The sequence below is a fragment of the Pseudomonas gorinensis genome, assembly GCF_042015035.1.
GTDB lineage: Bacteria > Pseudomonadota > Gammaproteobacteria > Pseudomonadales > Pseudomonadaceae > Aquipseudomonas > Aquipseudomonas gorinensis.
This window is the reverse complement of sequence record NZ_CP167125.1, coordinates 4,663,345-4,677,859: the sequence shown is the minus strand read 5'-3', so window position 1 is coordinate 4,677,859 and position 14,515 is coordinate 4,663,345. Positions and strand designations below refer to the sequence as shown.

At 59.1% G+C, this 14,515-nt stretch carries 12 protein-coding genes; 7 read left to right on the top strand and 5 right to left on the bottom strand.

Translation table 11 applies throughout. The features are described from left to right. Window positions 1-18 precede the first annotated feature (18 nt). Complete coding sequence (locus AB7933_RS21150) at window positions 19-2,244, bottom strand: NADP-dependent isocitrate dehydrogenase (RefSeq protein ID WP_024076167.1); 2,226 nt, start codon at window positions 2,242-2,244, stop codon at window positions 19-21. Between the two features lie 493 nt (window positions 2,245-2,737). Between AB7933_RS21150 and icd the strand changes: the two genes are divergently transcribed. After that, window positions 2,738-3,994, top strand: coding sequence for an NADP-dependent isocitrate dehydrogenase (gene icd, locus AB7933_RS21145; protein ID WP_024076166.1), 1,257 nt, complete (start codon window positions 2,738-2,740; stop codon window positions 3,992-3,994). 91 nt (window positions 3,995-4,085) lie between these two features. On the opposite strand, the gene cspD is transcribed toward icd, so the two are convergent. After that, window positions 4,086-4,364, bottom strand: coding sequence for a cold shock domain-containing protein CspD (gene cspD / locus AB7933_RS21140; RefSeq protein WP_024076165.1), 279 nt, complete (start codon window positions 4,362-4,364; stop codon window positions 4,086-4,088). A gap of 224 nt (window positions 4,365-4,588) precedes the next feature. Between cspD and clpS the strand changes: the two genes are divergently transcribed. Together clpS and clpA are read left to right on the top strand one after the other, a co-directional pair. Beyond that, complete coding sequence (gene clpS / locus AB7933_RS21135) at window positions 4,589-4,957, top strand: ATP-dependent Clp protease adapter ClpS (RefSeq protein ID WP_010567912.1); 369 nt, start codon at window positions 4,589-4,591, stop codon at window positions 4,955-4,957. Window positions 4,958-4,986: 29 nt separating this feature from the next. Further along, window positions 4,987-7,257, top strand: a complete 2,271-nt coding sequence (clpA, locus tag AB7933_RS21130; protein ID WP_024076164.1) for an ATP-dependent Clp protease ATP-binding subunit ClpA — start codon at window positions 4,987-4,989, stop codon at window positions 7,255-7,257. Window positions 7,258-7,440: 183 nt separating this feature from the next. Here clpA and infA read toward each other — a convergent pair whose 3' ends face one another. The 3 genes from infA to aat all read right to left on the bottom strand — a co-directional run bounded on the left by infA (window position 7,441) and on the right by aat (window position 9,203). Then, complete coding sequence (infA, locus tag AB7933_RS21125; RefSeq protein WP_002553999.1) at window positions 7,441-7,659, bottom strand: translation initiation factor IF-1; 219 nt, start codon at window positions 7,657-7,659, stop codon at window positions 7,441-7,443. A 100-nt stretch (window positions 7,660-7,759) separates the two neighbouring features. Beyond that, entirely contained in the window at window positions 7,760-8,467 is a 708-nt protein-coding gene (locus AB7933_RS21120; RefSeq protein WP_024076163.1) for an arginyltransferase, read from the bottom strand. Between the two features lie 55 nt (window positions 8,468-8,522). Continuing rightward, window positions 8,523-9,203: a leucyl/phenylalanyl-tRNA--protein transferase gene (gene aat, locus AB7933_RS21115; protein WP_024076162.1), complete on the bottom strand. Its 681-nt coding sequence runs from the start codon at window positions 9,201-9,203 to the stop codon at window positions 8,523-8,525. A 497-nt stretch (window positions 9,204-9,700) separates the two neighbouring features. On the opposite strand from aat, the gene ftsK reads away from it, so the two are divergent. From ftsK to crcB, 4 genes are read left to right on the top strand one after another with little or no spacing between them, the layout of a single operon-like run. Further along, entirely contained in the window at window positions 9,701-12,106 is a 2,406-nt protein-coding gene (gene ftsK / locus AB7933_RS21110) for a DNA translocase FtsK (RefSeq protein WP_024076161.1), read from the top strand. A gap of 55 nt (window positions 12,107-12,161) precedes the next feature. Next, on the top strand, window positions 12,162-12,785 hold the full coding sequence (gene lolA / locus AB7933_RS21105) for an outer membrane lipoprotein chaperone LolA (RefSeq protein ID WP_024076160.1): 624 nt from the start codon (window positions 12,162-12,164) through the stop codon (window positions 12,783-12,785). 27 nt (window positions 12,786-12,812) lie between these two features. Next, window positions 12,813-14,135 (top strand): replication-associated recombination protein A, encoded by a 1,323-nt coding sequence (locus AB7933_RS21100; RefSeq protein ID WP_024076159.1) that lies wholly within the window; start codon window positions 12,813-12,815, stop codon window positions 14,133-14,135. Then, window positions 14,135-14,509 (top strand): fluoride efflux transporter CrcB, encoded by a 375-nt coding sequence (gene crcB / locus AB7933_RS21095; protein ID WP_024076158.1) that lies wholly within the window; start codon window positions 14,135-14,137, stop codon window positions 14,507-14,509. The genes AB7933_RS21100 and crcB overlap by 1 nt, the downstream gene beginning before the upstream one ends. Window positions 14,510-14,515 lie beyond the last annotated feature (6 nt).

The window sequence follows — 14,515 nt, the reverse complement described above, 5'->3', positions numbered from 1 at the left end:
CTTTGCATCCTTACAACCTTACTTCAACTTGGCAATCGCCGCGTTGAGGGTGTTGCTTGGGCGCATGGCCTTGCTGGTCAGCTCCGGGTTCGGCGCGTAGTAGCCGCCGATGTCCACTGGCTTGCCCTGTACGGCGTTGAGCTCGGCAACGATGGTTGCTTCGTTCGCGGCCAGGGTCTTGGCCAGTTCGCTGAACTGCCCTTGCAGTGCCGTGTCTTCGGTCTGTGCCGCCAGGGCCTGGGCCCAGTACAGCGCCAGGTAGAAGTGGCTGCCGCGGTTGTCGATGTTGCCGACTTTGCGCGATGGCGACTTGTTGTTGTCGAGGAACTGGCCGGTGGCCTGGTCCAGGGTCTTGGACAGTACCAGGGCTTTCGGGTTGTTGTATGTCACGCCCAGGTGTTCCAGGGAGGCTGCCAGGGCCAGGAATTCGCCCAGGGAGTCCCAGCGCAGGAAGTTCTCTTCCAGCAGCTGTTGCACGTGCTTGGGTGCCGAACCGCCAGCGCCGGTTTCGAACAGGCCGCCGCCGTTCATCAGTGGCACGATCGACAGCATTTTGGCGCTGGTGCCCAGTTCCATGATCGGGAACAGGTCGGTCAGGTAGTCGCGCAGTACGTTACCGGTCACCGAGATGGTGTCCAGGCCCTTGCGGGTGCGCTCCAGGGTGAACTTCATCGCGTCGACCGGCGACATGATGCGGATGTCCAGGCCTTCGGTGTTGTGGTCTTTCAGGTAGGTCTGGACTTTTTCGATCACGGCGCCATCGTGGGCGCGCTTCGGGTCCAGCCAGAAGATGGCTGGGGTGTTGCTGGCGCGAGCGCGGTTGACGGCCAGCTTGACCCAGTCCTGGATCGGCGCGTCTTTGGCCTGGCACATGCGGAAGATGTCGCCGGCTTCGACGGGCTGTTCCATCAGCAGGTTGCCCTTGCTGTCGGTGACGCGGACCACGCCGTCAGCCTTGATCTGGAAAGTCTTGTCGTGAGAGCCGTACTCTTCGGCTTTCTGCGCCATCAGGCCAACGTTCGGTACGCTGCCCATGGTGGTTGGATCGAACGCGCCATTGGCCTTGCAGTCTTCGATGACGGCCTGGTAGATGGTGGCGTAGCAGCGATCCGGAATCACGGCCTTGGTGTCGTGCAGTTGGCCGTCGGTGCCCCACATTTTACCGGAGTCACGGATCATGGCCGGCATCGAAGCGTCGACGATGACGTCGCTCGGCACGTGCAGGTTGGTGATGCCTTTGTCGGAGTTGACCATCGCCAGGGAAGGGCGCGAGGCGTAGACCGCCTGGATGTCAGCTTCGATCTGCGCTTGCTGCTCGGCCGGCAGGGCCTTGATGCGTGCGTACAGGTCGCCGATACCGTTGTTCAGGTTGAAGCCGATCTCGGCCAGCACGTCTGCGTGCTTGGCCAGGGCGTCTTTATAGAACTCGGCAACGATCTGGCCGAACATGATCGGGTCGGAGACCTTCATCATGGTGGCTTTCAAGTGAACCGACAGCAGTACGCCTTGTTTCTTGGCGTCTTCGATTTCAGCGGCGATGAAGCTGCGCAGGGCTTTCTTGCTCAGTACGGCGCTGTCGATGATTTCGCCGGCCTTGACCGTGGTCTTTTCCTTCAGGACGGTGGTGGTGCCGTCTTGGGCGACCAGCGCAATTTTGACAGTGTCAGCGGCTTCGATCTGTACGGCTTTTTCGCTGCCGTAGAAGTCGCCGTTGCTCATGTGGGCAACGTGGGACTTGGAGTCGGCAGCCCAGGCGCCCATTTTGTGCGGGTGCTTGCGTGCGTAGTTCTTGACCGACAGGGGGGCGCGACGGTCGGAGTTGCCTTCGCGCAGGACCGGGTTCACGGCGCTGCCCTTGACCTTGTCGTAACGTGCACGGGTTTCTTTTTCCGCGTCGGTGGTTACGGTTTCGGGGTAGTCCGGCAGGGCATAGCCCTGGGCCTGCAGTTCCTTGATCGCCGCCTGCAGTTGGGGGGTCGAGGCACTGATGTTAGGCAGCTTGATGATGTTGGCTTCAGGGGTCACGGCCAGGGCGCCCAGTTCGGCGAGGTGGTCCGGTACGGCCTTGGTGCCCAGTTGCTCGGGGAAGCTTGCGAGGATGCGCCCGGCGAGGGAGATGTCGCGGGTTTCCACGGCAATATCAGCGGAAGCGGTGAAGGCCTCTACGATAGGCAGCAGTGAATAGGTGGCGAGGGCTGGGGCTTCGTCGGTGAAGGTGTAGATGATCTTCGAGCGGGTGGGCATATTCGGATTAACTCTCTTCTTTGCTGAAAGCGTGCGCAGAAACTCGAGATGCGCCGGGTAGAGCGCGTTCGTTCAAAGTCATCCATGAGCGAAAGGTCGAGGTTTCTTCGCGGTGATGTTGGGTTGCATCAGTCGAGCGTCAAGCGGGTGGACTATTGTAATAGTCCTGCTTTGTGGCGGAGGGCGTTGTTCTAGAGCGGTCCGCCGTCGTGACTCTTTGGTCAGCGGCGGCATTATACATAGGTCGCTATGCTTACGCCGAGCCTTCATACAAAAGGTGTGTCGTCCATTGGTCTAAAGGTCGCAGGTACCGGATTACGCCTAAAGTCGCACGATGTGCTCAAGATTGGCGCTTTTCCCTTTGCTTTCAGGCTTGTAGGCGACTAAATGTGCTGTTTTCGATGCAAATGAGCATGGCGCGAGGTTTCAGTCGCCATTTATCTGGAGTAGGCTCGAACGCAGCCAGATGTTCAATCCATAGATGGAGTTCAGCATGGGATACAAGAAGATTCAGGTTCCGGCAGTCGGCGAAAAAATCACCGTCAATCCAGACCATTCTCTCAATGTTCCTGACCAACCGATCATCCCTTATATCGAAGGTGACGGTATTGGCGTCGACATCAGCCCGGTGATGATCAAGGTAGTCGACGCGGCTGTTGAAAAAGCCTACGGCGGCAAGCGCAAAATCTCGTGGATGGAGGTGTACGCCGGCGAAAAGGCGACCCAAGTCTACGACCAGGACACCTGGCTGCCCCAGGAGACCCTGGATGCGGTCAAGGATTACGTGGTGTCCATCAAGGGCCCGCTGACCACTCCAGTCGGTGGTGGTATCCGTTCATTGAACGTAGCCCTGCGCCAGCAACTCGACCTGTATGTGTGCCTGCGTCCGGTGCGCTGGTTCGAGGGTGTACCGAGTCCGGTCAAGAAGCCCGGTGACGTGGATATGACCATCTTCCGTGAAAACTCCGAAGATATTTACGCCGGCATCGAGTGGAAAGCCGGCTCGCCGGAAGCCATCAAGGTGATCAAGTTCCTTAAGGAAGAAATGGGTGTCACCAAGATCCGTTTCGATCAGGATTGCGGCATTGGTATCAAGCCGGTATCGCTGGAGGGCACCAAGCGCCTGGCGCGCAAGGCCCTGCAATATGTGGTGGATAACGACCGCGACTCGCTGACCATCGTGCACAAAGGCAACATCATGAAGTTCACCGAAGGTGCCTTCAAGGAATGGGCCTACGAAGTGGCGGCTGAAGAGTTCGGTGCCACCCTGCTTGATGGTGGCCCGTGGATGCAGTTCAAGAACCCCAAGACCGGCAAGAATGTGGTGGTCAAGGATGCCATTGCCGACGCGATGCTCCAGCAGATCCTGCTGCGTCCGGCTGAATATGACGTGATCGCGACGCTTAACCTGAACGGCGACTACCTGTCCGACGCCCTGGCGGCGGAGGTGGGTGGTATCGGTATTGCGCCGGGCGCCAACCTGTCCGACACCGTGGCCATGTTCGAGGCCACCCACGGGACTGCGCCCAAGTATGCGGGCAAGGACCAGGTCAACCCGGGCTCATTGATCCTGTCGGCAGAAATGATGCTGCGCCATATGGGTTGGACCGAGGCGGCCGACCTGATCATCAAGGGCACCAATGGCGCTATCTCGGCCAAGACCGTGACCTATGACTTCGAGCGCTTGATGGAAGGTGCCAAGCTGGTCTCTTCGTCAGGCTTCGGCGATGCGCTGATTTCGCATATGTAGGTGTAGGGTTCAGGCAACAAAAAACGGCCGCCCCGATTTGACTGGGTGGCCGTTTTTTTTATCGCAATTTGCTCGCTCGGCAGCCGATGGTTCAGGCCGTTTGTTTCTTTTCTTTATGAGCGTGCGGGGCTGCGGGTTTTTCCAGTGTTTCCGCTTTCACTGGTTCGATCTTGACGGCGTGCAGCCCTTTCGGTCCTTGAATGATTTCAAAGCTCACAGCTTGGCCCGCTTTCAGCGTTTTATAGCCATCCATTATGATCGCTGAGTAATGCGCAAAAAGGTCCTCGGTTTTTCCATCCTCCTGCACAAAGCCATATCCTTTGGCGTTGTTGAACCACTTGACCTTGCCATTGATCTTGACGCCAGACATACACATTTCCTTCTGCACCAGACTCCATCACTGGAGTATCATCCAGTTTATCCGTCCTAACCCGAATAAATAAGGTTGACTGCGCGGACCTTTTTTACCCACTGTGGGTTCTATTGGTTGTAACACCGTTTTGCCGATAGTCAAGGCGACCGTATAGTCAGAGTTGAAATTCTGACAGCTCGCCCCCACCACTGTATTTGAACCACTGACGAACCTTTCTTTCCATGCATGCAATCAGCCAGATTCGACTAACATTCAATCAGGATCGACCGGATCACGAACACGATGACGACGGTTCTGCAGGCATTGCTGTTCAGGAGGCCAAGCCTGCTTTACAGGCGCCGCCGATGTACAAGGTGGTTTTGTTCAATGATGACTACACACCGATGGATTTCGTGGTCGAAGTGCTCGAGGTGTTTTTTAACCTGAACCGCGAGTTGGCGACCAAGGTAATGCTGGCCGTTCACACAGAAGGACGGGCAGTATGTGGAGTGTTTACCCGCGACATCGCCGAGACAAAGGCCATGCAGGTCAACCAGTACGCCAGGGAAAGCCAGCATCCGCTACTCTGTGAAATCGAGAAGGACGGTTAACGCCGACCACTTGGGTATGAGGTGAAGCTATGTTAAACCGCGAGCTCGAAGTCACCCTCAATCTTGCCTTCAAGGAGGCTCGTTCGAAGCGTCATGAATTCATGACCGTCGAGCACCTGCTGCTGGCACTTTTGGATAACGAAGCTGCCGCCACCGTATTGCGTGCGTGCGGCGCCAACCTCGACAAACTCAAGCATGACCTGCAGGAGTTTATCGACTCCACCACGCCACTGATCCCCGTGCATGACGAGGACCGCGAAACCCAGCCAACCCTGGGCTTCCAGCGGGTGTTGCAGCGTGCTGTTTTCCACGTACAGAGCTCCGGCAAGCGTGAAGTCACGGGCGCCAACGTGCTTGTGGCGATCTTCAGCGAACAGGAAAGCCAGGCGGTATTCCTGCTCAAGCAACAGAGCGTTGCCCGTATTGATGTCGTCAACTATATCGCCCACGGTATCTCCAAGGTGCCTGGGCACGGCGATCATTCCGAGGGTGAGCAGGAAATGCAGGATGACGAGGGCGGTGAGTCTTCTTCTTCGGGCAATCCACTGGATGCCTATGCCAGCAACCTTAATGAATTGGCGCGCCAGGGGCGGATCGATCCGCTGGTAGGGCGTGAGCTTGAGGTGGAGCGTGTCGCGCAGATCCTCGCGCGCCGTCGCAAGAACAACCCGCTGCTGGTGGGTGAGGCGGGTGTCGGTAAAACCGCGATCGCCGAAGGCCTGGCCAAGCGCATCGTCGATAACCAGGTGCCAGACCTGCTGGCCAACAGCGTTGTCTATTCGCTGGACCTGGGCGCGTTGCTCGCGGGCACCAAGTACCGTGGCGATTTCGAGAAGCGCTTCAAGGCTTTGCTTGGCGAATTGAAAAAACGCCCGCAGGCGATCCTGTTCATTGATGAGATCCACACGATCATTGGTGCCGGTGCGGCGTCCGGTGGGGTGATGGATGCGTCCAACCTGCTCAAGCCTCTGCTGTCGTCGGGTGACATTCGCTGCATCGGTTCGACCACGTTCCAGGAATTCCGTGGGATCTTCGAGAAAGATCGCGCACTGGCGCGTCGCTTCCAGAAAGTCGACGTGTCCGAGCCTTCGGTTGAAGACACCATCGGTATCCTGCGCGGGCTCAAGGGCCGTTTCGAGGCGCACCACGGCATCGAGTACACCGATGAAGCATTGCGGGCGGCGGCTGAGCTGGCATCGCGCTATATCAATGACCGTCACATGCCGGACAAGGCGATCGATGTGATCGATGAGGCGGGTGCTTATCAGCGTCTGCAGCCGGTCGAGAAGCGGGTGAAGCGCATCGACGTGGCCCAGGTCGAGGATATCGTGGCGAAAATTGCGCGGATTCCGCCAAAACACGTCACCAGCTCCGACAAGGAACTGCTGCGTAATCTGGAACGTGACCTCAAGCTCACCGTTTTCGGCCAGGATGCGGCCATCGACTCGCTGTCCACCGCGATCAAGCTGTCGCGTGCGGGCCTCAAGTCGCCGGACAAGCCTGTCGGTTCGTTCCTGTTCGCCGGCCCTACCGGCGTCGGCAAGACCGAGGCTGCGCGGCAGTTGGCCAAGGCCATGGGGATCGAGTTGGTGCGGTTCGACATGTCCGAGTACATGGAGCGTCACACCGTGTCGCGCCTGATCGGTGCGCCTCCAGGCTATGTTGGCTTCGACCAGGGCGGCCTGTTGACCGAGGCAATCACCAAGCAGCCGCATTGCGTATTGTTGCTCGATGAAATCGAGAAGGCTCACCCGGAAGTCTTCAACCTGCTGCTGCAGGTCATGGATCACGGGACCCTGACCGACAACAACGGGCGCAAGGCGGACTTCCGCAATGTGATCGTGATCATGACTACCAACGCCGGTGCTGAAACGGCTGCGCGGGCCTCGATCGGCTTTACGCATCAGGATCACTCGTCCGATGCGATGGAAGTCATCAAGAAGAGCTTTACGCCGGAGTTCCGCAACCGCCTGGACACTATTATCCAGTTTGGTCGCCTCAGCCATGAGGTCATCAAAAGCGTGGTGGACAAGTTCCTTACCGAGCTTCAAGCGCAGTTGGAAGACAAGCGCGTGCAGTTGGACGTAACGGACGCGGCGCGCAATTGGCTGGCAGAGGGTGGCTACGACGCGGCAATGGGTGCTCGCCCAATGGCACGTCTGATCCAGGACAAGATCAAGCGGCCATTGGCCGAAGAGATCCTGTTTGGCGAATTGTCCGACCATGGTGGCGTGGTGCATATCGACCTGAAGGACGGCGAACTGACCTTCGAGTTCGAAACCACGGCTGAAATGGCCTGATCGATAGCTGCGGGCGCCAATGTGGGAGGGTGCTTGCCCCCGATAGCGGTAGATCAGTCACTTATGTAGCGACTGAAACACTGCTATCGGGGGCAAGCCCCCTCCCACATTTGGTTTTGGCACTTGGTAAATAGCACGCACACAAAAACGCCCGGCATAACCGGGCGTTTTGTATTGACTTGATTAGCGAGCGCGGTAAGTGATGCGCCCTTTGCTCAAGTCATAGGGCGTCAGCTCGACGCGCACTTTGTCACCGGTAAGAATACGAATGTAGTTCTTGCGCATCTTGCCGGAGATATGCGCGGTTACGACGTGCCCATTTTCCAACTCCACACGAAACATGGTGTTGGGCAGGGTGTCGACGACAGTGCCTTCCATTTCGAAGCTGTCTTCTTTCGACATGCAGTAAAGCCCTCGGTATCCAGTGAATGGCCCGGTGCAACTGCGCCAGGCAAAAGCGGCGTGCATTGTGCCCGAAAAAGGGTGTTTAAGCCAAGGGGTTCTAGTTAAGCGTGACCCATCTTTGATTAATTAGCAGTTCAATGGGCCGATATTGGGTCTTGTAGTTCATCTTTTTGCAGTTTTTGATCCAGTAGCCCAGGTACACCGCCTCCAGTTCCAGGCGTAGAGCTTCGCCGATTTGCCAGAGGATCGCGAAACGTCCCAGGCTGCGACGTTCCTCGGCCGGCTCATAGAAGGTATAGACCGCCGACAGGCCGTTGGGCAGCAGGTCGGTCACGGCGACGGCCAGCAGGCGGCCGTCGAGGCGAAACTCGTAGAAGCGCGAGAAGGGCAGGTCGCGCACCAGGAACGTGGAAAACTGGTCGCGGCTGGGGGGGAACATATCGCCGTCGGCATGGCGTTGTTCAATGTAGCGCTGATACAGGTCGAAGTATTCTTCGCTGAATCGAGGCTTGCTCGCGGTGACAGTCAGGTCGGCATTGCGCTTGAGGATGCGCTTCTGGTTACGATCGGGTAAAAACTGCGCCACCGGGATGCGTGCCGGCACGCAGGCATTACAGTTCTGGCAGTGGGGCCGGTAGAGGTGATCGCCGCTGCGCCGAAAACCCATTTCCGAAAGGTCGGCATACACATGCACATCCATCGGCTGGCTGGGGTCGAGGAACAGGGTGGTGGCCTGTTCGTCTGGCAGATAGCTGCAAGAGTGGGCTTGAGTGGCATAAAACTTCAAACGCGCCAGCTCGGTCATGATCAACCCTCGGATAAGCTTTGAAATAAGTGTAAGCCAGGTGCGCGGATGTCGCCTAGGAAACCCACGGCCCAGAGCTGGGTTGATCCAAGTGGTCGTGCAGGAAGCCGGCGAACTCGCTGCGGGGAATGGCGCGGGCGCCCAGGCTGTGCAGGTGATCATTGGGCATCTGGCAGTCGATCAGCACAAACCCCCAGGCCTGCAATTGACGGGTCAGCGTGACGAAGCCAAATTTCGAGGCGTTGTCAGCGCGGCTGAACATGGACTCGCCAAAAAAAAGCTGGCCCATCGCCAGGCCATACAGCCCGCCCACCAGCTCTCCGTTGTCCCATACCTCCACGGAGTGCGCATAACCGCGTTTGTGCAGCGCCTGGTAGGCGCTCTGGATGCCTTCGGTGATCCAGGTGCCATCGGCATAGGCGCGGGGCGCGGCGCAGGCCTGGATGACCGCTGCGAAGTCCTGGTCGAACGTCACGGTATAACGCTGTTGGCGCAATAATTTGCCCAGGCTGCGGGATACGTGCAGCTCGTCCGGAAAAATCACGGTGCGCGGGTCCGGCGACCACCACAGGATCGGCTGGCCTTCCGAGAACCATGGAAAGCAGCCATGGCGGTAGGCCTGGATCAATCGTTCGGCCGACAGGTCGCCACCGGCGGCGAGCAGGCCGTTGGGTTCGCGCATGGCTTTGGCCAGCGGCGGGAACGTCAGGGTATTGCGTTGCAACCAGGTCAGCATGGCATCCAGGCTTACGGAAGGGGAGGGGAGTGGCAGGCATGTTGCCTGCCCCAAGGGGGTGATTATTGTCGACCCAGCGCCATGGGGCCAGTCCGAATCGGCCATTGGCGTGGATTAACGTGAGCGGAAGGTTCTGCAACTCTGTGCGCGAGGTGTGGTCGTAATCGGGTCTGGCCGATGCAGGCCATTTGCCAAGCTTGCCTGGATTGGCAAAAACAGCTCATAAGCCTTTGTCAGCAAAGACAATGCATGCTCAAATTGAACATGGTGTGACACACAATTGGCTATGCTGCCTGAAGAAAGGCAAGTGGCGTGGCATCGGGGGCACAAACCCGTACAATGCGGCCATTGTGGCGTTATCGCCGTTTCGTGAATCAGTCACGGAATGTTAAAAGTAAATTCAACAATGTTCGTTCATTTTTCAACTGCTCGGATTGAGCGGTAGTGTGCAGTCATTCAACAGATGGACGCGCTGAAGGCGCAGGAAAAGACCCGTTTTGAAGAAATCCACCGCGACACCCAAGACAGTCGTGCCGGCCTGGCGCCAGCACCTGCACTATCGACTCAAGGAAGGTGCGCTGATCGCTATCGGTGCGTTGTGCCTGTTCCTGATGATGGCCTTGCTCACCTATGGCAAGGACGATCCGGGTTGGAGCCACAACAGCAAGATCGAAGACGTGCAGAATTTCGGTGGGCCTGCCGGTTCCTACAGCGCCGATATCCTGTTCATGGTATTGGGCTACTTCGCTTATATCTTCCCGCTGTTGCTGGCGATCAAGACCTGGCAGATCTTCCGCCAGCGTCATGAGCCGTGGCAGTGGAGTGGCTGGCTGTTTTCCTGGCGGCTGATCGGCCTGGTGTTCCTGGTGCTGTCCGGCGCGGCGCTGGCTCATATCCATTTCCACGCGCCCACCGGCCTGCCGGCGGGCGCGGGTGGCGCATTGGGCGAAAGCCTCGGCGACCTGGCGCGCAAGACCCTGAACATCCAGGGCAGCACCCTGATGTTTATCGCATTGTTCCTGTTCGGCCTCACGGTGTTCACCGACCTGTCATGGTTCAAGGTGATGGACGTGACCGGCAAGATCACCCTTGACCTGCTGGAACTGTTCCAAGGCGCTGCCAACCGCTGGTGGGCGGCCCGGGTCGATCGCAAGCGCATGGTCGCGCAACTGCGTGAGGTGGACACCCGCGTCAACGAAGTGGTCGCGCCGAGTACGCCGGATCGCCGCGAGCAAGCCAAGGTCAAGGAACGCTTGATCGAGCGCGAGCAGGCCCTGAGCAAGCACATGTCGGACCGTGAGAAACAGGTGCCACCGGTGATCGCCCCTGCGCCGACCAAGGCCCCGGAGCCGAGCCATCGCGTCCAGAAAGAGAAGCAGGCCCCCTTGTTTGTCGACAGCGCGGTCGAAGGCACCTTGCCACCGATCTCGATTCTCGACCCGGCCGAAAAGAAACAACTCAATTATTCCCCTGAGTCCCTGGCGGCCGTCGGCCACCTGCTGGAAATCAAGCTCAAGGAATTTGGCGTCGAGGTATCGGTGGATTCGATCCACCCCGGCCCGGTGATTACCCGTTACGAAATCCAGCCCGCCGCTGGCGTCAAGGTCAGCCGCATTTCCAACCTGGCCAAGGACCTGGCGCGCTCCCTGGCCGTGACCAGCGTGCGCGTGGTGGAAGTGATCCCCGGCAAGACCACCGTGGGTATCGAGATTCCCAACGAAGACCGCCAGATCGTGCGCTTCTCCGAGGTGCTGTCGACGCCGGAGTACGACAACTTCAAATCGCCGGTGACCTTGGCCCTGGGCCATGATATCGGCGGCAAGCCGGTGATCACCGACCTGGCCAAGATGCCTCACCTGCTGGTGGCCGGTACCACCGGTTCCGGTAAGTCGGTGGGTGTGAACGCGATGATCCTGTCGATCCTGTTCAAGTCCGGCCCGGAAGACGCCAAGCTGATCATGATCGACCCGAAAATGTTGGAATTGTCGATCTACGAAGGCATTCCACACCTGCTTTGCCCGGTAGTCACCGACATGAAGGACGCCGCCAACGCCCTGCGTTGGAGCGTGGCCGAGATGGAGCGCCGCTACAAGCTGATGGCGAAGATGGGCGTGCGTAACCTGTCGGGCTTCAACGCCAAGGTCAAGGAAGCCCAGGATGCCGGCACGCCGTTGACCGACCCGCTGTACAAGCGCGAAAGCATCCACGACGAAGCGCCCTTGCTGAGCAAGCTGCCGACCATCGTGGTGGTAGTCGATGAATTTGCCGACATGATGATGATCGTCGGCAAGAAGGTCGAAGAACTGATCGCACGTATCGCCCAGAAAGCGCGTGCGGCCGGTATCCACTTGATCCTCGCCACCCAGCGTCCTTCGGTGGATGTGATCACCGGCCTGATCAAGGCCAACATTCCGACCCGGATGGCGTTCCAGGTTTCCAGCAAGATCGACTCGCGCACCATCATCGACCAGGGCGGCGCCGAGCAATTGCTGGGGCACGGTGACATGCTCTACATGCCGCCGGGCACCAGCCTGCCGATCCGGGTCCACGGCGCCTTCGTTTCCGACGACGAAGTGCATCGCGTGGTGGAAGCCTGGAAACTGCGCGGCGCGCCGGAGTACAACGATGACATCCTCGCCGGTGTCGAAGAGGCCGGCAGCGGCTTCGACGGTGGCAGCGGCGGCGGTGACGATGATGCCGAAACCGATGCGCTGTACGACGAGGCCGTGGCGTTCGTGCTGGAAAGTCGTCGCGCCTCGATCTCCGCGGTGCAGCGCAAGCTGAAGATCGGCTACAACCGCGCCGCCCGTATGATCGAAGCCATGGAAAACGCTGGCGTCGTCACCGCAATGAACACCAACGGCTCGCGCGAAGTCATCGCTCCTGGGCAGATGCGCGACTGATCACGCGCCGCGTGGCATTACGCGGCGCGCCTTAAACGACTCAATGAGGACTCCCATGCGTCTTATCCGCATGCTGTTGTTGCCGGCACTGGCCCTGACTGCTGTCTCGGCCCACGCTGACCAGGCTTCCGTCGACAGCTTGAAAAACCTGTTGGACAAATCCCAGACCCTGACTGCGCGTTTCTCCCAGCTGACCCTGGATGCCGGTGGTACCCGGTTGCAGGAAACCGCGGGTGAGATGGCCGTGCAGCGTCCAGGCCTGTTTTACTGGCACACCGAAGGTAAGGCTGAACAGACCATCGTTTCCGACGGCAAGAAGGTCACGCTGTGGGATCCTGACCTGGAACAGGCGACCATCAAAACGCTGGATCCGCGCCTGAGCCAGACCCCAGCTTTGTTGCTGTCGGGCGACGTGTCGGAAATCAACAAAAGCTTCGACATCACCTCCAAGCAAACCAGCAATGTGATCGAATTCACCCTCAAGCCGAAATCCAAGGACACGCTGTTTGACAGCCTGAACCTGTCGTTCGGCAACGGCATGATCAACAACATGCGCCTGATCGACAGTGTCGGCCAGCGTACCGATATCCTGTTCTCCGGGGTCAAGGCCAACCAGCCGGTACCGGCATCCAAGTTCAAGTTCGACATCCCCAAGGGTGCCGACGTGATCCAGGAATAACCTGCCTAGAGGTCTCAAGCGCTGCCCATGGATCTGTTTCGAAGTGACCCGATTGCCCAGCCCCTGGCCGCGCGCTTGCGCTCCACCAACCTGGATGAGTATGTCGGTCAAGAACACCTGCTCGCTCGCGGTAAGCCTCTGCGCGAAGCCCTGGAGCAGGGTGCGCTGCACTCGATGATTTTCTGGGGGCCGCCGGGCGTGGGTAAAACCACCCTGGCCAGGCTGCTGGCGAAGGTCTCCGACGCGCACTTTGAAACGGTCTCGGCGGTCCTGGCCGGGGTCAAGGAGATCCGCCAGGCCGTCGAGGTCGCCAAGCAGCAGGCCGGGCAATACGGTAAGCGCACCATCCTGTTCGTTGACGAAGTGCATCGCTTCAACAAGTCGCAGCAGGATGCATTTTTGCCTTATGTCGAAGATGGCACGCTGATCTTTATCGGGGCCACCACCGAGAACCCGTCCTTCGAATTGAACAACGCCTTGCTCTCTCGGGCGCGGGTCTATGTGCTCAAGAGCCTCGACGAAGCGGCGATGCGCAAGCTGCTGCATCGCGCCTTGAGCGAAGACAAGGGCTTGGGCAAGCGCCAGCTGAGCCTCAGTGACGAAGGCTTCAAGATCCTGCTGAGCGCTGCCGACGGCGACGGCCGACGTTTTCTCAACCTGTTGGAGAACGCCTCCGACCTGGCCGAAGACGGCAGCGAAATTGGCGTTGACCTGCTGCAAAGCCTGCTCGGCGATACCCGCCGCCGCTTCGACAAGGGCGGCGAAGCCTTCTATGACCAGATCTCTGCACTGCACAAGTCGGTACGTGGTTCCAACCCGGACGGCGCGCTGTACTGGTTCGCGCGGATGATCGATGGCGGGTGTGACCCGTTGTACCTGGCGCGCCGCGTGGTGCGCATGGCCAGCGAAGACATCGGCAACGCCGACCCGCGCGCCTTGAGCCTATGCCTGGCGGCCTGGGAGGTGCAGGAGCGCCTCGGTAGCCCTGAAGGCGAGTTGGCGGTGGCCCAAGCCATCACCTACCTGGCCTGCGCGCCAAAAAGCAACGCGGTGTACATGGGGTTCAAGTCGGCCCTGCGGGCCGCCGCCGAGCATGGTTCCCTCGAAGTACCGCTGCACCTGCGCAATGCCCCGACCAAACTGATGAAGCAACTGGGCTATGGCGATGAATATCGCTATGCCCACGATGAGCCGGACGCCTATGCCGCCGGCGAAGATTACTTCCCCGACGATCTGGAGCCGCAGCCGTTCTACCAGCCAGTGCCTCGCGGCCTGGAGCTGAAGATCGGTGAAAAGCTCAATCACCTCGCCCAACTCGATCGCCTCAGCCCAAAACAGCGGAGAAAGTAGTGCTCAAGACGATTCTTGCCGTGTCCGTTGCCGGCATCGCTGGTACATTATTGCGTTTCGCCACCGGTACTTGGGTAAACGCCAATTGGCCGAAGCATTTTTATGCGGCGACCCTGGCCGTCAACCTGGTGGGTTGCCTGATCATTGGGCTGTTGTACGGCTGGTTCCTGTTGCGCCCGGAAGTGCCGATTGAAATTCGGGCCGGCTTGATTGTCGGCTTTGTAGGCGGTCTGACGACCTTTTCATCCTTTTCACTGGATACGCTGCGCCTGCTGGAAAGCGGGCAGGCCCTGGTCGCCTTCGGGTACCTGGGCATCAGCGTGTTCGGCGGGCTGCTCGCCACCTGGGCCGGCCTGTCCTTGACCAAACTTTGATAAACG